At 46.1% G+C, this 21,621-nt stretch carries 27 protein-coding genes and 2 tRNA genes; 14 read left to right on the top strand and 15 right to left on the bottom strand.

The annotated features are described in order from the left end of the window. Positions 1–31: 31 nt before the first annotated feature. Genes OKS35_RS13020 through OKS35_RS13010 form a run of 3 tightly spaced genes read right to left on the bottom strand, consistent with a single transcriptional unit; the run spans position 32 to position 1,358 of the window. Positions 32–445, bottom strand: a complete 414-nt coding sequence (locus tag OKS35_RS13020; protein ID WP_074037765.1) for a DUF3805 domain-containing protein — start codon at positions 443–445, stop codon at positions 32–34. Then, positions 442–996, bottom strand: a complete 555-nt coding sequence (locus tag OKS35_RS13015; RefSeq protein ID WP_148209495.1) for a hypothetical protein — start codon at positions 994–996, stop codon at positions 442–444. The genes OKS35_RS13020 and OKS35_RS13015 overlap by 4 nt, the downstream gene beginning before the upstream one ends. Positions 997–998: 2 nt before the next feature. Next, on the bottom strand, positions 999–1,358 hold the full coding sequence (locus OKS35_RS13010) for a hypothetical protein (RefSeq protein ID WP_031421018.1): 360 nt from the start codon (positions 1,356–1,358) through the stop codon (positions 999–1,001). 138 nt (positions 1,359–1,496) lie between these two features. Here OKS35_RS13010 and OKS35_RS13005 point away from each other — a divergent pair. From OKS35_RS13005 to OKS35_RS12990, 4 genes are all read left to right on the top strand, one after another. Then, positions 1,497–1,570: transfer RNA gene (locus tag OKS35_RS13005), tRNA-Gly, on the top strand. A gap of 15 nt (positions 1,571–1,585) precedes the next feature. Continuing rightward, a tRNA-Gly gene (locus OKS35_RS13000) sits at positions 1,586–1,659 on the top strand. Between the two features lie 157 nt (positions 1,660–1,816). Further along, a complete protein-coding gene (locus OKS35_RS12995) occupies positions 1,817–2,617 on the top strand; it encodes an MBL fold metallo-hydrolase (RefSeq protein WP_196431586.1) in 801 nt (266 codons plus the stop codon). 408 nt (positions 2,618–3,025) lie between these two features. After that, on the top strand, positions 3,026–3,232 hold the full coding sequence (locus tag OKS35_RS12990; protein WP_015880796.1) for a DUF3006 domain-containing protein: 207 nt from the start codon (positions 3,026–3,028) through the stop codon (positions 3,230–3,232). Between the two features lie 51 nt (positions 3,233–3,283). On the opposite strand, the gene OKS35_RS12985 is transcribed toward OKS35_RS12990, so the two are convergent. Next, positions 3,284–3,850: a TlpA family protein disulfide reductase gene (locus tag OKS35_RS12985; protein ID WP_230872856.1), complete on the bottom strand. Its 567-nt coding sequence runs from the start codon at positions 3,848–3,850 to the stop codon at positions 3,284–3,286. A 75-nt stretch (positions 3,851–3,925) separates the two neighbouring features. Here OKS35_RS12985 and OKS35_RS12980 point away from each other — a divergent pair, with 75 nt between their 5' ends. Next, positions 3,926–4,780, top strand: coding sequence for an aldose 1-epimerase family protein (locus tag OKS35_RS12980; RefSeq protein WP_264093211.1), 855 nt, complete (start codon positions 3,926–3,928; stop codon positions 4,778–4,780). Between the two features lie 37 nt (positions 4,781–4,817). Here OKS35_RS12980 and OKS35_RS12975 read toward each other — a convergent pair whose 3' ends face one another. The 3 genes from OKS35_RS12975 to OKS35_RS12965 form a co-directional block, all read right to left on the bottom strand. Then, entirely contained in the window at positions 4,818–5,036 is a 219-nt protein-coding gene (locus tag OKS35_RS12975; protein ID WP_074037769.1) for a PspC domain-containing protein, read from the bottom strand. 20 nt (positions 5,037–5,056) lie between these two features. Continuing rightward, positions 5,057–5,764, bottom strand: a complete 708-nt coding sequence (locus OKS35_RS12970) for an NAD(P)-binding oxidoreductase (RefSeq protein WP_074037770.1) — start codon at positions 5,762–5,764, stop codon at positions 5,057–5,059. 79 nt (positions 5,765–5,843) lie between these two features. Then, on the bottom strand, positions 5,844–7,040 hold the full coding sequence (locus tag OKS35_RS12965; RefSeq protein WP_251125331.1) for an LCP family protein: 1,197 nt from the start codon (positions 7,038–7,040) through the stop codon (positions 5,844–5,846). Positions 7,041–7,236: 196 nt separating this feature from the next. On the opposite strand from OKS35_RS12965, the gene OKS35_RS12960 reads away from it, so the two are divergent. Next, positions 7,237–8,151, top strand: a complete 915-nt coding sequence (locus OKS35_RS12960) for a hypothetical protein (RefSeq protein ID WP_159563538.1) — start codon at positions 7,237–7,239, stop codon at positions 8,149–8,151. A gap of 178 nt (positions 8,152–8,329) precedes the next feature. Here OKS35_RS12960 and OKS35_RS12955 read toward each other — a convergent pair whose 3' ends face one another. Further along, on the bottom strand, positions 8,330–8,557 hold the full coding sequence (locus OKS35_RS12955) for a hypothetical protein (RefSeq protein ID WP_031421006.1): 228 nt from the start codon (positions 8,555–8,557) through the stop codon (positions 8,330–8,332). Between the two features lie 271 nt (positions 8,558–8,828). Between OKS35_RS12955 and OKS35_RS12950 the strand changes: the two genes are divergently transcribed. Further along, positions 8,829–9,701, top strand: a complete 873-nt coding sequence (locus OKS35_RS12950) for a hypothetical protein (protein WP_074037772.1) — start codon at positions 8,829–8,831, stop codon at positions 9,699–9,701. Between the two features lie 65 nt (positions 9,702–9,766). Here OKS35_RS12950 and OKS35_RS12945 read toward each other — a convergent pair whose 3' ends face one another. Next, on the bottom strand, positions 9,767–10,138 hold the full coding sequence (locus tag OKS35_RS12945; RefSeq protein WP_074037773.1) for a hypothetical protein: 372 nt from the start codon (positions 10,136–10,138) through the stop codon (positions 9,767–9,769). Between the two features lie 102 nt (positions 10,139–10,240). On the opposite strand from OKS35_RS12945, the gene OKS35_RS12940 reads away from it, so the two are divergent. Continuing rightward, complete coding sequence (locus tag OKS35_RS12940) at positions 10,241–10,654, top strand: VOC family protein (RefSeq protein WP_074037774.1); 414 nt, start codon at positions 10,241–10,243, stop codon at positions 10,652–10,654. 11 nt (positions 10,655–10,665) lie between these two features. On the opposite strand, the gene OKS35_RS12935 is transcribed toward OKS35_RS12940, so the two are convergent. Further along, the gene (locus OKS35_RS12935; RefSeq protein WP_074037775.1) at positions 10,666–11,712 is read right to left on the bottom strand and encodes an NAD(P)/FAD-dependent oxidoreductase; all 1,047 of its coding nucleotides are present in this window, start codon (positions 11,710–11,712) and stop codon (positions 10,666–10,668) included. Between the two features lie 168 nt (positions 11,713–11,880). Here OKS35_RS12935 and OKS35_RS12930 point away from each other — a divergent pair, with 168 nt between their 5' ends. Next, positions 11,881–12,435 carry a methyltransferase family protein gene (locus tag OKS35_RS12930; RefSeq protein WP_074037776.1) on the top strand — a complete coding sequence of 185 codons (555 nt, stop codon included), beginning with the start codon at positions 11,881–11,883 and terminating at the stop codon, positions 12,433–12,435. Positions 12,436–12,471: 36 nt separating this feature from the next. On the opposite strand, the gene OKS35_RS12925 is transcribed toward OKS35_RS12930, so the two are convergent. Beyond that, positions 12,472–13,281, bottom strand: a complete 810-nt coding sequence (locus OKS35_RS12925) for a DUF368 domain-containing protein (protein WP_015880783.1) — start codon at positions 13,279–13,281, stop codon at positions 12,472–12,474. A 73-nt stretch (positions 13,282–13,354) separates the two neighbouring features. Beyond that, positions 13,355–13,930 (bottom strand): GNAT family N-acetyltransferase, encoded by a 576-nt coding sequence (locus tag OKS35_RS12920; protein ID WP_074037777.1) that lies wholly within the window; start codon positions 13,928–13,930, stop codon positions 13,355–13,357. Positions 13,931–14,030: 100 nt separating this feature from the next. Between OKS35_RS12920 and OKS35_RS12915 the strand changes: the two genes are divergently transcribed. Continuing rightward, complete coding sequence (locus tag OKS35_RS12915; protein WP_074037778.1) at positions 14,031–14,780, top strand: sugar nucleotide-binding protein; 750 nt, start codon at positions 14,031–14,033, stop codon at positions 14,778–14,780. Positions 14,781–14,818: 38 nt separating this feature from the next. Here the strand turns inward: OKS35_RS12915 and OKS35_RS12910 are convergent, their stop codons facing one another. Continuing rightward, on the bottom strand, positions 14,819–16,060 hold the full coding sequence (locus tag OKS35_RS12910) for a cytochrome P450 (RefSeq protein WP_264093210.1): 1,242 nt from the start codon (positions 16,058–16,060) through the stop codon (positions 14,819–14,821). Between the two features lie 87 nt (positions 16,061–16,147). Between OKS35_RS12910 and OKS35_RS12905 the strand changes: the two genes are divergently transcribed. After that, positions 16,148–16,513, top strand: coding sequence for a potassium channel family protein (locus tag OKS35_RS12905; protein WP_159563530.1), 366 nt, complete (start codon positions 16,148–16,150; stop codon positions 16,511–16,513). Between the two features lie 17 nt (positions 16,514–16,530). On the opposite strand, the gene OKS35_RS12900 is transcribed toward OKS35_RS12905, so the two are convergent. Further along, complete coding sequence (locus OKS35_RS12900) at positions 16,531–17,883, bottom strand: alanine/glycine:cation symporter family protein (protein WP_074037781.1); 1,353 nt, start codon at positions 17,881–17,883, stop codon at positions 16,531–16,533. A 129-nt stretch (positions 17,884–18,012) separates the two neighbouring features. Further along, a complete protein-coding gene (gene yidD, locus OKS35_RS12895; RefSeq protein ID WP_015880777.1) occupies positions 18,013–18,282 on the bottom strand; it encodes a membrane protein insertion efficiency factor YidD in 270 nt (89 codons plus the stop codon). A gap of 192 nt (positions 18,283–18,474) precedes the next feature. On the opposite strand from yidD, the gene OKS35_RS12890 reads away from it, so the two are divergent. The 3 genes from OKS35_RS12890 to feoB all read left to right on the top strand — a co-directional run bounded on the left by OKS35_RS12890 (position 18,475) and on the right by feoB (position 21,620). Next, positions 18,475–19,263: a pyrroline-5-carboxylate reductase family protein gene (locus OKS35_RS12890; RefSeq protein WP_264093209.1), complete on the top strand. Its 789-nt coding sequence runs from the start codon at positions 18,475–18,477 to the stop codon at positions 19,261–19,263. 147 nt (positions 19,264–19,410) lie between these two features. Further along, entirely contained in the window at positions 19,411–19,647 is a 237-nt protein-coding gene (locus OKS35_RS12885) for a FeoA family protein (RefSeq protein ID WP_264093208.1), read from the top strand. Beyond that, positions 19,644–21,620 (top strand): ferrous iron transport protein B, encoded by a 1,977-nt coding sequence (gene feoB, locus OKS35_RS12880; protein WP_264093207.1) that lies wholly within the window; start codon positions 19,644–19,646, stop codon positions 21,618–21,620. Before OKS35_RS12885 ends, feoB begins: the two co-directional genes overlap by 4 nt. Position 21,621 lies beyond the last annotated feature (1 nt).

The raw sequence follows: 21,621 nt of genomic DNA, 5'->3' as shown, positions 1-21,621 counted from the left end.
GACACGCGCCTCGTTGGCGTCGTGTCTCCTTTTATGTCCACTCAATCGAATCGATAATGGACTCGATTTCCATCTTTTCATCGGTCACCTGATCGGCTACGTAAGTTAAGAATAAGAGCCGTTTCCCATCGGTCAAGGACCATACATCTAAATGCATCCCATCTTCAATCCCACTTGCGTAGGCCGTTGTCATATCACTCGTTTCAGTCGTGACACTTGGAGCAATCTTTACATCAATCGGAAATTCGCCTAAGAACGTATTCAATTCGCTCATAGCGGATTGTTTTGGTTCTTGCGAATCTTCTGATTCATAGATTGAGATTTGAAGCGTCCCTTGCGCATCCGCTTCCGTCGAGTAAAAACTCACATAGTCTTCCTCTTCGCTGTATTCATAATGTTCCGGATACGTCAGGCGGAACCACCCATCAATTTCGTACTCTTTCATGCTGTTTTCTCCTTTACTTGCTTGAATGCCAGCCCTGTGACCATTTTAGCTTGAAGCGCGTACTTCAAGCGTTCGGTCACGTAAAGACGTTGGCTATTTACGTCTTGGGCGATCATATGTCCAAATAAGTTCATGCGGACAGTTTGATTGGATAGGAAATAGAGTCGATCCGCACTCAGCGGACGATATTCGTTTGAATGTTCAAGGTATTCGATTTCAAAGCGGCGGAGGACGTTCAGCGCACAGTAACGATCGGTTTTCCCGGTACTCGTATGAAGCTCGACACGAACGAGCTGAACGTCATACGGACAGACATTCATAAAGATAGGTCCCACCCGCTCATGGATCAAGAGGATACCCATATCGGTCTCAATTAAATCTGGCAGGGCTCCTTCATCTTGCGAGATGCTTAACACGACATACGGTCGGTTTGTCGGTGCAAGCAATTCCCCTTTATAAAATCGAAATCGTTGAATTCCTGTTAGAACCCGGGCACGCCAAGCACTCCCTCGAGCCTCGGCTTCCATCCGATACAACCTCTCTCCACTCACGCTTACTCCCCCTTCACTTGTTTGAGCGCATCGACGAACGTTTCCCATTCTAGGTTGTCACAAACAACCTTATTTTCCAATCCCCATTCTTCATCGATTGTCAAACGTACTTCGTTCGATTGTGCGTGACGGGTGACTCGAAGATCTCCTATTTGAATCATATCCGGATGAATCTCAAACGTCATACTTGGTAATCCGACCCACTTGATTCGATTCGTTCGTAACACAACCTGCCATTCTTGTTCATGATGGATCGAAAACGTCCAACTTCGGAGAGACACCGTCGTGTTCGTTTGTTTCGATTGTTTCAACATTCGAAACCCTTCACCCATCAGTCGTAAATATGATTTTCGCTCACTCATATTTCATTTCTCCCCTTTTTTCTATTATCTGCGTTGTGAATAGGATTCTGCAACCTAAAAAGTTTTTTTAAAAAAGGGTTTGCAAATTCCATCGTATATGCTATTATATCAAAGTAACGTTAAGAGTTAATACGTTTCGCGGGTGTAGTTTAATGGTAAAACCTCAGCCTTCCAAGCTGATGACGAGGGTTCGATTCCCTTCACCCGCTCCATATTTTTTCTTTGATGCGGGTGTAGTTTAATGGTAAAACCTCAGCCTTCCAAGCTGATGACGAGAGTTCGATTCTCTTCACCCGCTCCAATATCGACATATACGCGAGAGTATCTCGCACACATACACTGCACGGTTGAGACCTTGCAAAAAGCAGAAAGTCACACGACTTTCTGCTTTTTTGTTGTTCCGTCTATTGTTTTGGGGAAAAGAGTGATTGAATCCATACAGACAAGGAGGAACTCCATTGATTCAAGCGAAGCTGCAATCCTTTACCGTATACGAAAGCGCGTTGATGCGAACGACATCGACCCTCATCGATACACCAGATGCCCTTTTGTTGATTGACCCGACCTGGCTCCCCGAAGAAATTGCGACAATCCGTCGTGACATCGAATTACACCGTCGGAATCGGCCGCTTTATGTCATCTTCACACATCATCATTTTGACCACATCATCGGAGCTTACGGCTTTGCAGATGCCACAACGATTGCCTCACAGGCTTTCGTCGATGCAGACTCATCTGACCAATTAAATGAGATTCGCGAGTTTTATGAACAATATTATATTGATCACCCGATTCAAAAACCGGACATCGACCTGGTCATCCAACCCGATCAAACGCTTTTAATCGGTTCAGTGCCCGTGACCTTCCTCTCTACACCGGGCCATGACGCGACACATATGTCGGTTCTCATCGAATCCATGAATCTTCTCGTTTGTGGAGATTATGGGTCTAATGTCGAGCCACCTTTTATCGAACACGACCCAACCGCCTATCTCGACACGTTACAAACCTTGCAATCACTCATCTACGAACATGAGATTCGCTGGTTCGTACCAGGGCACGGCGATTTGTGCGACAGCCGGAGTCACATGATTGAGAGATTGAGTGCGGCGGAAGAATATATCTTGGCACTCCCCGAAGAACGTCATTGGTCCTCCGCATGGCCAGAGCACGCTTTTTTTGACCGTGTTCATGAGCGGAATCGAAAGATGGTGGAACAAAAAGAGACCGATCGTCGGTCTCGTCAACAAGACGTATAAAAAAATCGCAACGTCTCCCCAAGACGTTGCGATTTCCCCCTATGTAGACCTATTTCTTTGTGACGCGTTCTGAGCGGACCGTGAACATACGGTCAACCCCATAGATCGTTACTCCCGTCAGAGCGAGTAACCCAATCATTGCAGAAGAAAACATGACCATCCCCCCATTGTTCACAGTTTCGTCATAATCACCCCGTGGTTTCATTATAAAAGACCATTTCAAAAAAAGAAAGCGTTTTCTTCAAACTTTCTTCACATTTCCCGCATTTAACCTCTATCGTTTTTTGATACAACGTCCCTATAGTGATTAGACAGACACGTGTAAAGATGTGTAGCTTTTGTGGAATTTGGGAATACATGATGTAAGGATAAAAAGAGACAGAAGCTGCTCGTCGAGGAGGAAGAGGTATGATTAAGTACGGTACATTGGTACGAATCGAGGGAAAATATGCCGTATTGAGATGGAACAACGGCTCAAGTTTCATCCCTAGACGATTCCTACCATCCGAAGCACGTGTTGGTGATACAATCATTCGAGACAACCATCATTACTATCTTGAAGAAGATATGACCCCTAACTTTGACGCATTGATCAAGCAACACTATAAAAGCTGAACGGTCTGCCCTCTCTAACCGGGCAGTTCGTTCAGCTTTTTTTCGAATGAATCATTCTGAGATGTCGTCGATTTGTTGCTGAAGCCATGCCTCGTCTACCGGACCCGTTTTTTTCGCCACGATGATCCCTTTTGCATCTAGAACGTACGTCGTCGGTAATGCGACAACGCGATATTGTTGCTCGACAGCGGCCTCTTCATCTAGCAAAATCGGAAAATCAACGGGATACTCATCTAGGAATGCCTCCACGTCCTCTTTTCCTCGTCGCTCATTTTTGGTGACGTTCACGCCAAGTACTGGGATGCCTGTCGCTTCTTCAAACGATACGAGTTCAGGAAACTCATCCCGGCATGGCGGACACCAAGAGGCCCAGAAGTTAATGACGACCGGCTGTCCTTGGAACTCAGAAAGGGTCAAATTCTCCTCATCTAACGTATTCAAAGTGAAGTCCGGGGCTTGTTGCCCCACTTCAAGTCCTCCTAATACCGATTCATTTTGGACGATCGGAACCGCTTCTTCTTTCTTTTGTGTCATCATATATTCCTCGTAGCCTTTATATGCGAGGCCAGCAATCAATAGAAGGATCAGCGTTCCAATACCAATTCTTTGTAAGCGCATCATTTACCCCTTGTTTGTTTTACTTAAGATTTCTACACTTAACTTATCATAAACCCGTAAAGGAGCGTATGGATTGTGCAACTTCAAAACGAGAAAATACAGATAACCTTAAAGGCACAAGGTGCTGAGATGACGAGTTGGAAAGTATCCGGAACCGAACTCTTATGGCAAGGGGACCCGACCTATTGGGGACGACAAGCCCCGATCCTCTTCCCGATTGTCGGTCGATTGCTCGATGATCAATATGTATATGAGGGAAACACCTATACGATGAGTCAACACGGATTCGCTCGGGACGCTATGTTCGAGGTCGAATCTTCGACTGCCACGTCGGTCCGCTTCACATTGAACGATACATCGGAATCACGTCAACACTATCCATTCCCATTCACACTGTCCGTGTCCTATCAACTTGTGGGCGAAGAAGTGATTGTGACGTATCGAGTCCATAACCCGGGCGAAGCGACGTTACCGTTTAGCATCGGTGGTCATCCTGCATTCAATATTCCGTTCATGGGCGGGACATTTGAAGACTACGTGATCGATTTCGGCGAAATCCGCTCCCTCGATCGCTATTTGCTCGAGGGCCCTTATTTAACAGGCGCGTATCAACCACTCGGAGAACGTCAGTATATCCCCCTCACTCGGTCGTTATTTGACGACGATGCACTCATTTTTGAGAAAATTGAGTATGCTGCACTCCGACATCAACCAACCGGCGCAGCCATCGTGATGGAGAGTCCCTCTTTCACGCATTTCGGCATCTGGTCTCCGCCGCAGAAAGACGCTCCGTTCGTCTGTTTGGAACCTTGGTTCGGACATGCGGATTATAAAGGCCATCGAAAAGATTTCCTACACAAAGAAGGGATCCAACTCCTCCCACCAAACGAAACGTTCGAAGCGAGTTATACATTATATATGGAAAACTAAAAAATCAATCCGACGTCTTGTCGGATTGATTTTTGATTTAGAAGCGATCGTCTTGTTCGGCTTCATATTCTGACACCGGCTTTTTCATGATGAGTGCCAGAATGATATAAATGAGGAGTCCCGGGCCACCGAGAAGCGCCATCGCCACGAATAGGACTCGCATAATGGTGACGTCCACCCCTAGATAGTTTCCAAGCCCTGAACAAACACCAGCAATCATTTTATTGTTTGGGTCTTTATAAAGTTTCCGTTCCATATCATCTTCTCCTCAACTCATTATGATCGTTGTGGTCGACGTAATGTCGTTCTTCCGCCGTTCGCAACCTCTCCACGCCCTTCAAAGTCGAGCGCTTCATTAATCGGTGTGCTACCAGACTTGATTTCGATTCGGCGACCGTACAGACCTCGGTTGTCGAGAGACGCTGCGATGACAGTCGCGACATCGGTTTCGGAAATCGTCGCACCATCCGCATCACTCAAGTCCTCTGATGCTTCGATTGAACCTTTACTCGGTTCATCAACAATGGTCACTGGGCAAATGATCGTATAGTTCAAACCGCTATGTTCGATATACTCGTCAGCGGCATTGTTAGCTGACAGAAAGTTAAAGAGTTCTTTCGGTGCAGCGTTCGGTTGATCAGCGCCATAGGCACTGAGTAAGACAACATGACGTACCCGTTCTTTCTTAGCGGCATCGATGGCATTCATCGCAACGTTTCGGTCAAGCAGTTCAATTTCAGTGCTCGAACCATCCGCGCCAGCAGTTGCCGCGATAATAACGGCATCTTGTCCACTTGTCGCCTCATGTACTTTCTTCTCGAGTTCTGTCTCGACATCAACCGTCAATACGTGTGCACCCATTTTCTCGTACTCTGCTTGTAGTTCAGGATAACGAATTAAAGCGGTCACTTGATGGGTTTTCGCCAGGCTTTTCAATACACGTTTCCCGATCTTTCCTGTTGCTCCAATGACTAAAACTTTCATTCAAATTTCCCTCCTCAAAAGAGTAGTTCATTTGTTTAAATTTCCTCTTTCAAGTCAGAATCAAACCCTTTTCTTAAAATTATCTGACAGTACCCCAGACAGATAAATCAAGGGCGTCTCGAATCGCCTGCACGCTCTCTTCTAACGGTTCATAGTAATACACGTTATTGATATAAGCATCTTGACCCTCGACTTGCATCTTATTCACCTCAGGATTCGAAATCATCGTCAATCCGACAGATGCCATTTGCAAGACGTTCATCTCAAGTCCCATTTCTTCTTTCATGAAGCGATACGTCGCCGGAATTTTTGTCCATCCTGAAGGACTTGCCAGTTTTTCAGCGACAGCTGTCATGACCTCCGTTTGACGATTCGAACGTGCTCCATCCGTATCCGATTTACGATGTCTCGCATACGCCAATGCCATGTCTCCATCCATCGCATAGGAAACACCTTCCGTATACTCATACGTCTGGTTGAACCCTTTCTCGCTAAACGAATGCGTTGCCGTGACATTTACCCCACCAATCAAATCAATCAATTCCATGAATGATTCGAACGTGATGACGACCTGTCCATCGACCGAGGCGTCGGTCAGCCCTTCCACGGCACCAATCGTACACTCTGCACCGCCGAACGCGAACGCATGCGTAATTTTATCACCTTCCCGTTCAGGCTCACATGGAATCGCTGTATACGTATCACGTGGAATCGATACATTCTGAACAGTACCAGAGCGTGGTACGAATTCCATCAACTGCAAGGAGTCCGTACGAGATCCCGACAACGATTCTCCTACTCGCGCATCGCTCCCCATAATGAGGAATGTAAATGGAGCAGTCGCAAAATATCCAACAATCAGTAGCATTGCAAGTAAGAAAAGGGCAGCTTTCCCCTTCCATTTACGCTTTCGTTTCGATGGTTGTTTAGACGAATGATCTATTTCTCGTTTAGCAGGGGTAGATGGTGTTGATGGTTTCGTCGTCTGTCGAGATTTTGGTCGAGATGATTTCCGTTTCGAAAATAATGAAACCCGGGGCAGTCGTTTCCGACTTGACTTTGCCGTCCCATTTTTCGTCCTTGGCGATTCTTGGGTTTGTTCATTTAAAAAGGGATGTTCTGATTGGCGTGTTACCCGTTCACGCTGTTGTTCAGATTGTGCACGTATAGAGGGCTCGTCCGTTTCACCGTGGTCCACACGAGACGATTCGATTTCTTGTTGTTCTAATTCGCGCTTTCTACGTTCGACACGCGATAAATGTTGTTCATCTTTCATCATTATGATCCTCAACTTTATCAATTTTTCTCTATTATCCCGAACCAGCCATCATCTGACAACGTTTCTTACGAAAATCCGTCTTAAGCATGAGAGCGAATGGTTGTTTCAGATGAAAAGCGGGAAAGGAATAATAATTGGTTTCTGCCCAAATCGAGATTGCCTACGAAAAGTTTGACTGAAAGGAGGAGAGCTGATGCGCATCGGAAAGTTACGCGTATTGTTAGAGCAGTATGGCGAGGCGACGTTACGCGATTTGCTCGTCGAAATGTACCGTCATACTCCTAAAGATGTGATTGATGATCAAGATTTTGATTTTATGATCAGCCAATTCACGCGCTATAAAGAGAAAAAAAATTCTGAAGAGCGACATTCGCTCTCGCAAACCATCACCTTGGCTGAACGGTTTGTTGATTCTGCGTACGAACATTTGTACATTCGTCCGAATCAAGTCATGTCAGAACGCGACCAAAAAAATTGGTACATTCATGCTAAAAAAATCATTCGCGATTTAGCGCATTACGCCGAGGAATACACAGAAGCACGTACGATGTATGAAGAAATGTTTTACCTCCTCTCTACATCGGCTGGCGAAGAACCGCTCTTCTCTACAAGTGACCCGTTTCGCCTTTTAAAAATTTCACAAGTCACCATGCTCAAGCAACTCATTCACTACTATCAGCTCGATGCCCCGATTGATACCGTTTGGATTGACCGCGCCCTATACACCGCACTCCACGTGCCAAAAGATGTTGATTCTACACGAATTGATTTACTCTCAACGCTACCCATCGAACACAGTCATGCCAATACAAGAAAACTCCTTCACTCCCGTCTCTTAAAACTTTGCGATCGGATGTTAGAGAAGTCCCAAACAGAGGATACCGCGCTCGAAAACTATCAAGCGCTTAAAATGTTAGAACTCCGCCTTCTCGTCGCTGAAGGGAATTTGAAAGAAGCGGAACAAAAATTGTTCTCTGAATATATCCCGTTCTTTTCTCATCGCTCCGAACCATTTCGGGTATATGTCGACTTTTTAGAGAGTCACGGACACACTAGTGAGACGAAGCGCTTAAAACGAATTGCTAAAGAAAAGCGAATCCGATTTTAAAAAAAGGGAGTCAATCGATAGAATCGATTGACTCCAATACATGATATGAACGAGGGGTGTTCATTTGAAAAGGAGGACAGAAAGTTGGTGCAGAACTTTCTTCCTACACATACAAGTATAAGGGAACGATTGTAACCGTTACCAAATCACTTATTGCATTTTTGTGAACGTTTTCACGTTATTCAATCGTGTTCATCATGCCAAGTCCGATGACAGATAACAACACAATTAATACGAACAAATACACCATTTCATTCGGCGATTGAAATCCTTCATGAATTTCTACATCTTCTTCGACAATGATATTTTCATGAATGACGACCGGTTCTGTCTCGGCCATGGCTGCAGACGGTGTTACCGTCAACCAAAGCACAGAAACCAGAATCAGTTGATAAATGTATTTCATCATATACTCCTACTCCGTGTTTTCATTGTGTTTAAGTATAGCACGTCTCATCCGTTCGTTGCGCTGACATTTGATGAATCTCACAGATGAACGATGAAAGGAAATCCATTTCATTGTATTGGACGGATATGTTCTATTTTACTCGAACCTTTTTCTTACGTAATTGATTTTTTCTCGAGTCAGGTTTCATCATTCTGCCACACCCCACGATACAAGATAGCGCTTACAATTTATTTGTACTTATCATTTGATAAAGAAAGAAGGATTCTTCGTGAAACGAGCGCTACGTTTTGTAGAATGCAGGCAATTACCGTTACATGAGCGTATTTCCATTCAGTCGCTATATCCTTTAAGCAAGGCCCCTTTGCTTCTCTCCCTTCCCTCGCATCATCACGTCTACGTCGCACTCAATCGAGATACCCCACTCGCTTCAATCGTCGCAAACGACGAACAGCTTGAAACGGATCATGCCATTCGCCTCTCTCAAGCCACATATGGTGATCGTCACGTCTTTCGCGGACTACTTCATCGTTTGATCTATGAACGAAGTCGAGAAACAAAGTACCCGATTACGTACTATCTTCAGGAAGAGGATTCTCATAATCAAGACAAGCATCGAATATATGAAGCAGCAGGGTTTCAAGTATTTCATCAAACCAAAACGTATCATCTACCATTCATCCCTTGCGAGAAAGCAACCCATACCAATTGGACACTCGAATTGGTGGACTATTCAAGAAGAGCAGATTGGCTCACATTTCGAAATGAACATTGTCATCTCCTTCCGGGTGCCATTTCGATGACAGATGAACAATTCGCACGAGAAGTTCGCCAGCAAACATTGTTCTATTCCGTGAAGTGGAACCGACAAGTGATTGGAATCATGAAAGTACGCTTACATATGTACCATATTTCAATACAAGAGATGCACGTTGACTGTGACGAGACTTTATTGCGGGAAGCTATTTCATTCCTTCAACAAAAATTTTTCTACATGTTCCGATACATTGAAGAGGCACATATTTCAGCAACAAGTTTGCAACCTGATTTGAGTTATACACTTCGTCGTCACGGCGCCCAAATCTCGAGTATTTGTCGTTATACGTACATACTACAGGCACCACCGACCCCGATTTATTCCTAAACAATCAAAAGACGTCGAGCAAACCAACTCTTTCTCAAAGGAAAAAGTTGTTCATTCGACGTCTTTTATTCTGCAGCAGTAGTCGACTCCATCGCTAGAGGCGGCATCGCTTCAAACAGTTCTGTCCGAAGCCCCGTATCTCTCAAATCGAGCGATTCAATCCGATCGAACTTAATTTTGCGATCGACGACATTGAACCAATACGTAATATTTGGTTCATCTTTAAAACGAATCGCATAATTCGACCCATTTAAATGAAAGTCGACCTCGGTAGACAGCAACTCGGTCGGACCAATTTGTTTATGGGTCGTTAATCGTTCAAGGACAACCTGTTCTTCATTGATGCGATAGTCGACAAACGTCGCAAGCGAGAGTCCAAACACAAATGATACAAAGGCGAAAGTGCCCACCAAACCCATCGTGATTTTTCCGTTCATTTCGCTGTCCCTCCCTCTCCTATTATATCGGATAGGCTTGAAACGTTGTGAAGTGACATTTTGTTCAACTTTAGGCAAACTGAAGCAGAAGGAGGAATTTACATGCATATCGATCATACTGGGATTGCCGTTCGAGACTTAGATGAGGCAATCACATTTTACACGACGGTCTTAGGAGGAAAACTCGTGGACCGCTATACGAACACGACCATCGGGGTCGAGACCGAATTGGCCGTCATTCATATTGGAGAGGATGTCATCGAATTGTTGCGTCCGACTAGTAAGACGAGTCCGATTGCCCGGTTCATGAAAGCTCGAGGGAAGGGTGTTCATCATATCGCCTATCGTGTCGACGATTTGGACGAAGCGATGGCCGCTCACAAACAAAATGGCATCACCTTTTTAGAAGACACACTGCGTACGACCGCGAAAGGTAGACGCTTAATCTACATGGACCCGCGTCATTCAGGCGGTGTGATTACCGAGCTTTGTGATTATCCTAGAGAAAAGCAGTAAGAGTGGTCCTCTTACTGCTTCATCATGGTTTCTTCTATGATTTGACGATTCTTCTCTTTTAACCGTTCATTATGAGAGGACACCATTGCGGTAGCGTTCGCATTCGGGTCAATGTATGTTTTGGCCCGGTTCACCGCATTCGCAGCATCTTGAAACGCTCCAGCGATGAGATGTACTTTCCCTTCATGCGTGAGAATATCACCGGCAGCGTACAATCCCGGTATGGATGACTCGCTTCCTGAATTCCCTTTCACATAAAACCCATCCTTCATCTCGACCTGCAATTCGCTGTTCCGAAGCAACTCCGCGTCTTGTTCATATCCGTGATTGATGACCACTTCATCGACCTCGATTACGCTCGTCTCTCCTGTTTCGACATGAGTCAAAAGAACTTGTTGAATCGATTTCCCATCGTGAGAAATCAAATCCGTCACTTTTGATCGTGGGCAACAGTCGACTCGACCCTGTTTAATTTTTTCAACTTGTGCTTCATGTCCACTAAGTTCTTCTTTTCGATACGTCAGCACGACCTGCTCTGCAATCGGCTCGAGCGCATTCGCCCAATCGACTGCACTATTGCCGCCACCCGATATCAAGACGCGCTTTCCTTTAAAGCGTTCAAGTGATTTAACCGTGTAATGGAGGTTCGACAATTCGAACCGCTCCGCTCCGCTCACTTCAACCTTATGCGGTTTGAGGATCCCACTTCCTGTCGCAACGATGACGGTTTTGGAAATATGATGACCGTTCGTCGTGTCGATCCCGAACAAATCGTCTGAACGCTTAGAGATCGACTCCACCTTCTCGCCAAGAAGGACCGTCGGAGAGAAGGTGAGACCTTGCTCGACGAGTTGGTCGATCAGTTTTGCCCCAGTCGTCGGTAGGAGACCACCTACATCCCAAACCATTTTCTCTGGATAGACATGTACTTTCCCGCCTAAAAAAGGTTGAAATTCGATAATTTTCGTCTTCATACCTCGTAAACCGCTGTAAAAAGCGGCATACAATCCAGCCGGTCCCCCACCGATAATCGTCACGTCGAATACTTCCTCGTTCATCGTCGCACCCTTCCTCTCTATATACGTAAAAATGATAATCATTCTCATTAGATGATAACCTGTTTTGGTCACTTTGACAATTTTTTTCGAATATCGCCCTGATGGATTTGGTTTTTCTTATGCGTAGGTCGGGTAATGAAACATGAATCAAAAGGGAGGATGTGCGTGATGAATTGGATGGATGTCCTATTAATCGTCGTATCATTTTTTTGGCTAGTTGAGACGTGGCGATTTCGTAACCGAAAAGAGGCAACAGACGGGGCTGTCGAGCGGAAGAGCTTTTACTTTGTAGCGACGACGATGATTGGCGTCTTCGTGTTGTCTATGATCTCTTCGCTTGTTTTCGAATCACAGCCTTCGACAGTTCAACGAATCATCGGACTTACTTTTTACATAGCCGGCGTGTCGTTACGTTATTGGGGGATTTTACACTTACGTCATCAATTCACACGACATGTCGTCGTCCGACCAGAAGACGAACTCGTCAGCTCGGGACCGTATCGTTACTTACGCCACCCTCTTTACACAGGGTTGTTATTGATTACGTTCGGATTCTCGCTATACTTTATTCATTGGGGAATCGCCTTGATTGGTGCGGGTCTCACCTCGCTTGCATTACTGTACCGCATTCGAATCGAGGAAGGTATGCTCATTCGCCATTTCGGTCAGTCTTACCAATCCTGGTCGAAGACGCGCAAGCGCCTCTTCCCCTTCATCTATTAAAAAGGAGTCCGGCTCATCGCTGGACTCCTTTTTCATTTAGACAGAATATTTGCTGAGTAATCGGACGACGATGACCCCCGCGATGAATGCGACGATACTGAGTATCCACATGACTCCGGAAGCTGGTACACCCGGAAACACGACGGCGAGTGAGCCAATGACCAATCCGATGATGACGGAGAACGTCATTCCCGGAAAATTCGCCAACAAGTAACGAATGACTTTACTACTTACAATAAAGCCGACGGCCACTCCAGCACCGACAATCCCAATAATCAACAGATTGAAGTTTGAGATGGCGCTGATGACGGTTGGATAAACGCCAATTAACAACAAGACGAATGAACCGCTAATTCCAGGAAGCAACATCGCCATGCTGCCCAACCAACCGGAGAAGAATAAGAGAAGTGCCGTCCCGAACGTCACGTCCGTCATAATAGACGAATCAACCGGATTCAAGAATGCCATACTCGCAACGAGTATCGTTGCGACAACCATAGCAATAACATGAACCGGACGAATCGATGCGCGTGATTTAAATTCCACGAATAGAAGTGGAATAATCCCTAAAATCAATCCGATAAAGAAAAATTGTGTCGGTGCATAATACTCCAGCAATAAGTATTCAATAACTCGACTCAGTGCGATAATGGCTGTCCCCATTCCAATTGCCAATGGAATCAAGAACCCGATATATTTTTTCCAATATCGGCTAAATACGCCGCTAATCGCTTCGATGAGTTGATCGTAGATGCCTAAAATGACTGCAATGGTACCGCCGCTTACACCAGGGATTAAATCACTCGTCCCCATGGCCATCCCTCGCCAAATGTTCTTCCACTCCATAATGTATCTCCTTTACGTATATCTTTCCTCAAGCACTTAGTATAGTCGAGAAAAGAAGTTTGCGCATCCGCTTTTAGACTGAGAAAGGAGTCGAATTGATTTCTTTGATCATATAGTCAAATCTCGCCCCAGAAATGTTGATTTCTTTTTCCTTATGGAAGCCGAGACGTGTGTATAAGCGATGTGCCGCAGGATTTTCTTGATCCACGTTCAATGTGACGGCGGGCACACCGCGTTCTTTCGCAACGAGACAAACGTGTTCGATTAACTTCGTCCCGATTCCACGACCTCCATACGCCTCTGCGACAGCCAGTGAATCAATGTATTGGACATAACCTTCCGTTTCAACGTCCACCTCTTCTCCACTTCCATGCGCCGTCAACCATTCTCGAATCGGTCGATCCAATTCTTCTGCCTTATCCCCACGATACGAGATGATCATTCCGGCAACTTCTCCTTCAAAATCCGCCACCCAGATGTTTTCGTGACTCAAGCGGTTATTTGGTTTCTCTACCCACATCGCTAGTCGCTCCAATACCTCAGTCGTATCCGTTGATGCTGTCAATGTGTACGCAATCTCATGGATCGCTTGATACATGAGTGGTGCAATTTGTTTACTATCTTGTTTGGTTGCTTGTCGAATATTCATGATTAATCCCTCCATCATCCAGTCTAGCATAGCCCGGCACATCGGTTGTTTGTCCACACTCGTTTTGTGGCATCATATAGAGTGAAAGGGGCGAATCGAAATGAAAGCTATTCTTACAGGAATGAACGGTACAGTGGCACCCGTTGTTGCCGAAACGTTGCAGCGCCATGGAATTGAAGGGATTGCGTGGAATCGCGAGCAAGTGTCCACGACAAACGAAGAGGAAATGCGAGAATTCATCGAGCGCATCCGACCGAACTACTTTTTACATATCGGTATGGGCGCGGTGGAGTGGGCCGAGACGCTCGCTCGTTTATGTGGTGAGGCGAAAATCCCTTTCCTGTTCACGAGCACGGTTTCAATTTTTTCAGATGAAGTGACCGGACCGATTTCCCCAGATACGCTACCAGATGCCGAGGATGACTATGGAAAGTATAAGCGTGAGTGCGAACGTGCGATTATGAACGCCAATCCTGGTGCTCAAATCGTTCGTCTCGGATGGCAAATCGGGGATGAGGCCGGATCGAATAATATGATGGACTATTTTACGAACGAAATGAAGCAACGAGGGGTCATCCAAGCGAGTGAGCATTGGTATCCATCATGTTCATTTTTAGTAGACACGGCAGACGCGCTATTTGAAATTTTGACTAAACGTGGACCGGGCATCTATCAGTTAAACGGAAATGCGAACTATTCCCTATACGACATCGCCGTCGGACTAAAAGAGCTTCATGACACCGACTGGCAGATTGAATGTACCGATGAACCGAAACGGGATAATCGAATGATCGATTCATCGGTCTCGATTCGTCCCATCTCCAAACGCCTAAATTTGCAAACGAAGTAAATTCAAAGTCGCCTACTCCCATCGAGTAGGCGACTTTTTTATTGGTTTCGAGTTAGATGAGTCAATCGCAATTTACTTTTCGGCAGACTCGGCATGTCTACAAAACTATAGCTCAAGTCTTGAGGTGGGACCGTGTAGGCGTATTCCTTAGTAAACAACTCAATGACTTGTCCAAGAATTGCAATGGTCACATGTTCACCGGCACATCGATGTCCAAAATCTACATCTCCCCCACCTTGCGGAATAAAGTTAAACGGACTCTCGTTCCAATCTTTGAAACGAGAGGGATCGAATCGATCCGGCTCCGTCCAAATAGAGGAATCATGATTCGTACCGTACAAATCAAGAAGCGTCAGCGTCCCTTCCGAAAATGCATAGCCGTCCCATTCAAAATCGGTTTTGACACGAGCTGCCGCTACAGGGAAAAATGGATAAAACCGTCTCACTTCCTGAACAAATTCTGTTTTCGAGACCTCTCCCCGCTCTACCTGCTCTTTTACATCCGGGAACTGATGTAAAGCTAAGACAGTGAAGAGGACATACACCGAGATTGCGACAGTCGGGCGTAAAATGTTCAATACTTCGACCGCCACGACGTCTTCAGGTAATAACTCTCCGGATTCATCTCGGTGCCACGAAAATTCGTACAGCGCCGTATGTTCGTTCGGCAATAATCGATTCGACCGCACTTCTTTTACCATCTGACGAATCCAGGCTTCAGCGGAACTTCGTGCCTTCCGACCTTGTAAATACGTGGGACCAAGAGACGTACCCGATTCAAATAATAACCTCATCTCTTCAGTGCGCTTCCCAACTTCTTCTTTCGCAAGTGGAACTCCCGACCATTCACATACGGCCTTCATCAACACTTGTTGCGCAATATCGTATAAGACGACCTCCTCTCCCATTCGTTCAATCTGGTTCCACTCTCGATATGTCAAGCGGAGCAATCGATCTATATTTTCTTTTGTCATCAATGACATGAACATATGTTTTCGATGCGTATGAGCCGCACCATCTAGTGTTTGGACCCCATCTTCTCCAAACAAGGTTTTCAATAGACGTTTTGGCGCCGCATTCTGACGCATGAATTTGTCTGCATCATAGAACACCTCGGCAGCCTCTTCGCCCCCAAGACAAATCACGCGCTCCCCGAGCAAACGTGTTTCAAAGATATTTGATTGAAAACTTTTGCGACGATTCGCAACAAATAGATATCCTTCCCGTAAAAAATCGACACTATGGTCGAGTCCTTCTTGTTTCGGTATGACTTTCCCCATCCAACTCACCCTTTCTCTTTTCTCGAACTATAAAGGATGTTCCCCCGTTTTTAGCGAACAAACCTAATATCGAAAGGAGCGAGTGACATGTTGCCGTTCTTACTGACATTGCGTCGAATTGTACGCGGAATCTGGCGTGGCCTCCGCGAACCTGAGTTCCAAGTCTTATTCAGTCTTGCCTTTCTCACTGTCCTATCCGGTACACTTTTTTACACACGGTTCGAGGAGATGCGTTGGTTGGACGCACTTTACTTCAGTGTCATCACCCTGACTACCATCGGATATGGTGATTTTGCCCCTCAGACCGACATCGGAAAAATATTCACAATCGGATATGTATTGACTGGGGTGGGCATCATGGTTGGCTTTATCACAAAAGTGTTTGATCATTTACAAAAAGCACGACTCGATGAATTAGAAGCAAAACAAAAGACGCCACCCTCTGATTCATAAGGATGGCGTCCTTCCGTTTAGGAAACTTTTCGATTTTCAATTTCAAGCTGTTGGTTGAAACGCTTCGTCTCGGCAATGACAACACCCGACAAGAACAAGAGACCAATCAAGTTCGGGATGGCCATTAAGCCGTTGAAGACATCCGATAACGCCCATACCAAGTTCAAGTTCGTCGTCATGGCACCGAGTCCCGCGACGAGTACAAAAGCAATCCGATAGGGAAGAATCGACTTTTGTCCGAACAAGTAATGGATGGAGCGTTCGCCGTAATACGACCAACCGAGCACGGTCGAATAGGCGAACAAAACGAGCCCGATTGTGACAATATAACCGCCGGCTGGTCCGAGGAACAGTTCAAATGTAGCTGAAGTCAATTCGACCCCTTCAAGTCCTGTCCCGATTTGACCACCCATGACGAGTGTCAATCCTGTCACCGAACAGACGACAAGCGTGTCCAAGAAGACTTGAGTCATCGAGACGAGCGCCTGACGACCCGGCATATCTGTTTTCGCTGCCGCTGCTGCGATCGGAGCAGAGCCAAGACCTGCTTCGTTCGAGAAGACACCACGTGCCACCCCGTATCGAATGGCAGCTCCGATGGCCCCTCCACCGATTGCTTCTGCACTGAACGTACTGCTGAAGATGAGTGCGAACGCATCCGGAATCAGCGAGTAATTCATCACCATAATTAAAAGACCGCTACCTAAGTAGAAGGCAATCATGACGGGGACGAAGTAACTGACTACTTTCCCGATGGAACGCACGCCTCCGAGAATGACCGCTCCTGTAAAAATCATAATGAGAATCCCTGATATGTATAGTGGTACGTCAAACGTTGTTTTGAGCGCAAGCGCGACCGAGTTCGTTTGGACCCCGTTTCCAATACCGAACGCCGCAATCGATGCGAATGCAGCAAATGCTACCGCTAACCATCGTTGATTCAACCCTCGTTCTAGATAGTACATCGGTCCACCAGCCATTTGACCGCGCTCATCAGTGACCCGATACTTCACGGCAAGAACTGCCTCTGCGTATTTCGTTGCCATCCCAAAGAAACCGGACACCCACATCCATACGATGGCTCCCGGTCCTCCTAATACGACCGCTGTCGACACCCCGACGATATTCCCCGTACCGACGGTCGCCGCCAGAGCAGTCATGAGCGCCTGGAAGTGACTGATGTCCCCTTTAGAGGATTGATCCTGATTTTTCGAAAACGCCAATTTCAACGCATACGGTAATTTGGTGATTTGAATCCCACCTAGACGCACCGTCAAGTAAATGCCTGTCCCCACAAGCAAAATCAAGAGCGGTGGTCCCCATACAAAGTTGGATGCCGTACTCACCCATTCACTAAATGATTGCCCCATACAAAGTATCCCCTTCCCCCGAAAAATAGTGTACACCTCTATTTTTTCAGAATACTTAGAACAATGCAAAAGTATTGTACTAAAACAACTGATTCATTGTTTGTTCTGTACAAAAACAGCGAGACGAACTCAATCGTCTCGCTGTGACTCAGGTTTCTCTCGTTGTAAAGGCGCTTTCCAATCAAATGTATCCGGAACATAATCGAGCCCGCCTGGATGAAACGGCTGACAGCGAATGAGTCGGCGAGCGGTTAAATAACTGCCTTTGACAGCCCCATGTTTTTCGATTGCTTCGATTCCGTAGTGCGAACAGCTCGGATAAAATCGGCACGTTGGCGGCTTTAATGGTGAAATAAAACGCTGATAACCTTGAATCCCTTTTACTAGTACACGTTTCACACGATTTCGCCTCACTCTTTTGAATTAGTGCCATCATAGCGCGATTTGAAACGTTTGTCATGTTCGTCGATTCCTATGTCAAATCGTTTTCCATCTCTTTACAAATGAGCAGGATGGGCGATATTCGAGAGTATGTTTGTTATGATAGTCAACATAACTATTGACCGAATCGAAAAGAAGAGGTGACGAATGATGAATCAACTACTAATGGTCGGTGCAGGATCGATGAGCGAGGCACTCGTTCGCGGGTGGATCGACTCGGGCATCGAACCGACACACATCACAATGACAAACCGAAGTGACCGGGAGCGTTTACTCTTCCTACAAGATGAACTCGGCGTTCAAATCGTCGAGGACGAAAACGTGAACGACTATGACATCGTCGTATTAGCGATGCAACCAGATGGCGTCATGCCATATGTAGAATCGAAAGAATGGAAGACACCGTTACTCGTCTCGGTCGCGGCACATATCGAACCGAGCCAGTTAGAAGAGGCTTCAGGGTTACCAGCCGTATGCGCCATGCCGAACACGCCTGTCGCCTATCGGAGCGGGATGACGGGTCTATGGTTCGGTCCAGAAACTGATGAGGCTGATCGCGCAAAAGCGACTTCTCTCTTTGAACGGGTCGGACGAACGGCCGTCACCGATGCGAAGACGATGTCGGCCTTTATGGCTGCTGCCGGGTGCAGCCCGGCCTTCTTCTATGAAATCGTGGGTGCGATGACGCCCGTCCTAACGGATGTCGGTTACGATGAACAGACAGCGCGTCAAATTGTCGCTCAAGCGATGAAAGGCTCCGCTGAGTTGTTGTCTCATGAAACACGGAAGACGAATGAACTGATTGCCGATGTGGCCGCTCCAGGCGGACCGACCGACCGTGGTGTCGGCGTGCTTCGTGAACGGAATCTTGCTGACGTGATGGCTTCAGCCTTGCGCGAAAGTGCCAAAGAAGATCATGAATCGATTGAAGAAGTGTAAACGATACTCGTTTACACTTCTTTTTATGTTCACTCGACCTTACTATTTATTATTTATAACTTTTTATATGATCAATATTTCACTTTCTCTTTTGACATGATAAGATAGCGAATGAGAATCGTTATCAAAAGATGGGGAAGGTTACTTATGAGTCTATTACGACATGTCGCGTTGAATCAAACCATCATTTTATCTGATTTGACTAAAATTGATGATCGCTTGCGCCGACGAATGATTTCTCTTGGTTTTTACGAGGGATGCTCGGTTCGTGTGAAGCGCAGAGCTATTTTTTCAGGACCGCTCACCATTGAACAAGTGGATCATCAACAAATTATCGCCATCCGAAGATCAGATGCCGAAAAAATCGGAGTGATTGTACCATGAGCCAACGGATCGCATTGATTGGCAATCCAAATACAGGCAAAACTTCATTGTTTAATCGATTAACAGGTTCATTCGCACATGTGGGCAACTGGGCCGGTGTCACAGTCGAACAAAAAATCGGTCAGTTACATGGGAAAGTCGGACAATTAATTGATTTACCCGGTGTCTATGACTTAGACCCGCTCTCGGCAGATGAAGCGATTGTCTCCCGTTTCTTACTGCATGAACCATTTGACGGGATGATCAATATTGTCGATGCTTCACAATTAGAACGTAACTTACAACTTACTTTGCAACTTCTAGAGATGGGACGGCCGCTTCAAATCGGTTTAAACATGGTCGACGTCGCAGAAAGTCGTGGAATGCATGTTAATCTCGACAAATTAAAAACGCTCCTCCAAGTAGATGTCTTCCCGATCACCGCACGAACAGGTGATGGTTGTGACGTCTTGCTCTCATCGATTCAAATGGAGAAGCGTCAACCTTTCGAATTAAACTATGGTCCAGAGACCGAAGAAGCGATTACACGCATTCTTCGTTTAACTGGTCTATCGAGAACGGATCGCTGGATTACAATTCAATATTTAGCAGGCAACCGGATTGTCGTCGACCATTTAGAAGCATCATCTCCAGAGATTGTTGCCGTCCGAAAAGAACTGGAAACGGCTATAGGGCGTTTTGCACACGCACACATCACTGAGCGTCGTCGCGATTGGGCGAAACAGATTCGACACCAGGTCATTGAAAATCACAATGCACAGGACGTGACGATGACAGATCGCATCGATGCGGTTGTGACGCATCCTATCTTAGGTTTACCCATCTTCTTCGGGGTACTCTATGCGCTATTTCACGTGACATTTAATTGGGTTGGTGCACCTCTTTCCGATTTATTAGACGGACTATTGTCTGGTCCAATCACATCAGGAACGGTTTGGATGTTAGATGCTGTAGGTGCTTCTCCATTCATTAAAGCCCTTCTCGTAAACGGTGTCATCGCAGGTGTCGGTGGCGTATTGGTTTTTGTTCCGCAAATCTTTGTCCTCTTTTTCTTTATCTCATTTTTAGAGGACTCCGGATATATGGCGCGAGTCGCCATCGTGATGGACCGTTTCATGCAACTCGTCGGATTGAATGGAAAAAGCTTCATCCCGATGATTATCGGATTCGGATGTAACGTTCCTGGAATCATGGCCGCTCGAACGGTCGAAGAGGAGCGCGAACGTCTAGTCACCATCTTCATCTCACCATTCATGTCATGTTCGGCCCGGCTTCCGATTTACGCTGTGTTTGCGGCGAGTTTCTTCTCTACTCATCAAGCACTCGTTGTCCTCTCGCTCTATATGTTGGGAATTTTCCTTGCCTTGATTGCCGCGAAAATCTTTACGAAGGCATTGGCCTCTGAAGATCAGACGAGCTTATTCATCGTCGAACAACCTCCATACCGCGTTCCCCAAGGACTTACCTTATGGCGTAGCACTTGGCAAAAAGCTAAAGGATTCGTTCGAAAAGCCGGTACATTTATTTTTGGTGGTTCTGTGTTCATCTGGCTACTCGCCTATTCAGGTCCAAGCGGCTTTGATGTACCGATGAATGACAGTTTCTTGGCGATGATTGGTGGTATGATTGCCACATTACTCGTCCCACTCGGATTCGGTACTTGGCAAGCCGGTGCCTCGCTCATCACCGGATTCTTAGCAAAAGAAGTGGTCGTGTCTACGATGGCAATCATCTATGCGGTCGGCGAATCAGATTTATCGGAGTCGCTATTACCAATCTTCACCCCACTCAGCGCGTATAGCTTCATGGCCTTCGTTTTACTTTATGTCCCTTGTTTGGCGACAGTCGCTGTCATCCGGCGAGAAGTGGGTAGTGCCAAGTTGACATGGTTCGCCAGTTTATACGGTTTAGGTGTCGCTTATGTGGTGTCTCTTGTCATTTATCAAGTCGGTCGCTTATTCGGTTTTGCGTAAG

Origin of the sequence: Exiguobacterium sp. N5 (assembly GCF_025842465.1) — a bacterium.
Taxonomy (GTDB): Bacteria; Bacillota; Bacilli; order Exiguobacteriales; family Exiguobacteriaceae; genus Exiguobacterium; species Exiguobacterium profundum.
This window is presented reverse-complemented; position numbering and strand designations above follow the sequence as displayed.

Bases quoted from the DNA above. Each gene is read 5' to 3' on its own strand.
- OKS35_RS13020 (WP_074037765.1), bottom strand. From the start codon at position 445: ATGAAAGAGTACGAAATTGATGGGTGGTTCCGCCTGACGTATCCGGAA.
- OKS35_RS13010 (WP_031421018.1), bottom strand. From the start codon at position 1,358: ATGAGTGAGCGAAAATCATATTTACGACTGATGGGTGAAGGGTTTCGA.
- OKS35_RS12990 (WP_015880796.1), top strand. From the start codon at position 3,026: ATGATTAAGTACGGTACATTGGTACGAATCGAGGGAAAATATGCCGTA.
- OKS35_RS12985 (WP_230872856.1), bottom strand. From the start codon at position 3,850: ATGCGCTTACAAAGAATTGGTATTGGAACGCTGATCCTTCTATTGATT.
- OKS35_RS12975 (WP_074037769.1), bottom strand. From the start codon at position 5,036: ATGGAACGGAAACTTTATAAAGACCCAAACAATAAAATGATTGCTGGT.
- OKS35_RS12970 (WP_074037770.1), bottom strand. From the start codon at position 5,764: ATGAAAGTTTTAGTCATTGGAGCAACAGGAAAGATCGGGAAACGTGTA.
- OKS35_RS12965 (WP_251125331.1), bottom strand. From the start codon at position 7,040: ATGAAAGATGAACAACATTTATCGCGTGTCGAACGTAGAAAGCGCGAA.
- OKS35_RS12960 (WP_159563538.1), top strand. From the start codon at position 7,237: ATGCGCATCGGAAAGTTACGCGTATTGTTAGAGCAGTATGGCGAGGCG.
- OKS35_RS12955 (WP_031421006.1), bottom strand. From the start codon at position 8,557: ATGAAATACATTTATCAACTGATTCTGGTTTCTGTGCTTTGGTTGACG.
- OKS35_RS12945 (WP_074037773.1), bottom strand. From the start codon at position 10,138: ATGAACGGAAAAATCACGATGGGTTTGGTGGGCACTTTCGCCTTTGTA.
- OKS35_RS12940 (WP_074037774.1), top strand. From the start codon at position 10,241: ATGCATATCGATCATACTGGGATTGCCGTTCGAGACTTAGATGAGGCA.
- OKS35_RS12935 (WP_074037775.1), bottom strand. From the start codon at position 11,712: ATGAACGAGGAAGTATTCGACGTGACGATTATCGGTGGGGGACCGGCT.
- OKS35_RS12930 (WP_074037776.1), top strand. From the start codon at position 11,881: ATGAATTGGATGGATGTCCTATTAATCGTCGTATCATTTTTTTGGCTA.
- OKS35_RS12925 (WP_015880783.1), bottom strand. From the start codon at position 13,281: ATGGAGTGGAAGAACATTTGGCGAGGGATGGCCATGGGGACGAGTGAT.
- OKS35_RS12920 (WP_074037777.1), bottom strand. From the start codon at position 13,930: ATGAATATTCGACAAGCAACCAAACAAGATAGTAAACAAATTGCACCA.
- OKS35_RS12915 (WP_074037778.1), top strand. From the start codon at position 14,031: ATGAAAGCTATTCTTACAGGAATGAACGGTACAGTGGCACCCGTTGTT.
- OKS35_RS12910 (WP_264093210.1), bottom strand. From the start codon at position 16,060: ATGGGGAAAGTCATACCGAAACAAGAAGGACTCGACCATAGTGTCGAT.
- OKS35_RS12905 (WP_159563530.1), top strand. From the start codon at position 16,148: ATGTTGCCGTTCTTACTGACATTGCGTCGAATTGTACGCGGAATCTGG.
- OKS35_RS12900 (WP_074037781.1), bottom strand. From the start codon at position 17,883: ATGGGGCAATCATTTAGTGAATGGGTGAGTACGGCATCCAACTTTGTA.
- OKS35_RS12890 (WP_264093209.1), top strand. From the start codon at position 18,475: ATGAATCAACTACTAATGGTCGGTGCAGGATCGATGAGCGAGGCACTC.
- OKS35_RS12885 (WP_264093208.1), top strand. From the start codon at position 19,411: ATGAGTCTATTACGACATGTCGCGTTGAATCAAACCATCATTTTATCT.
- feoB (WP_264093207.1), top strand. From the start codon at position 19,644: ATGAGCCAACGGATCGCATTGATTGGCAATCCAAATACAGGCAAAACT.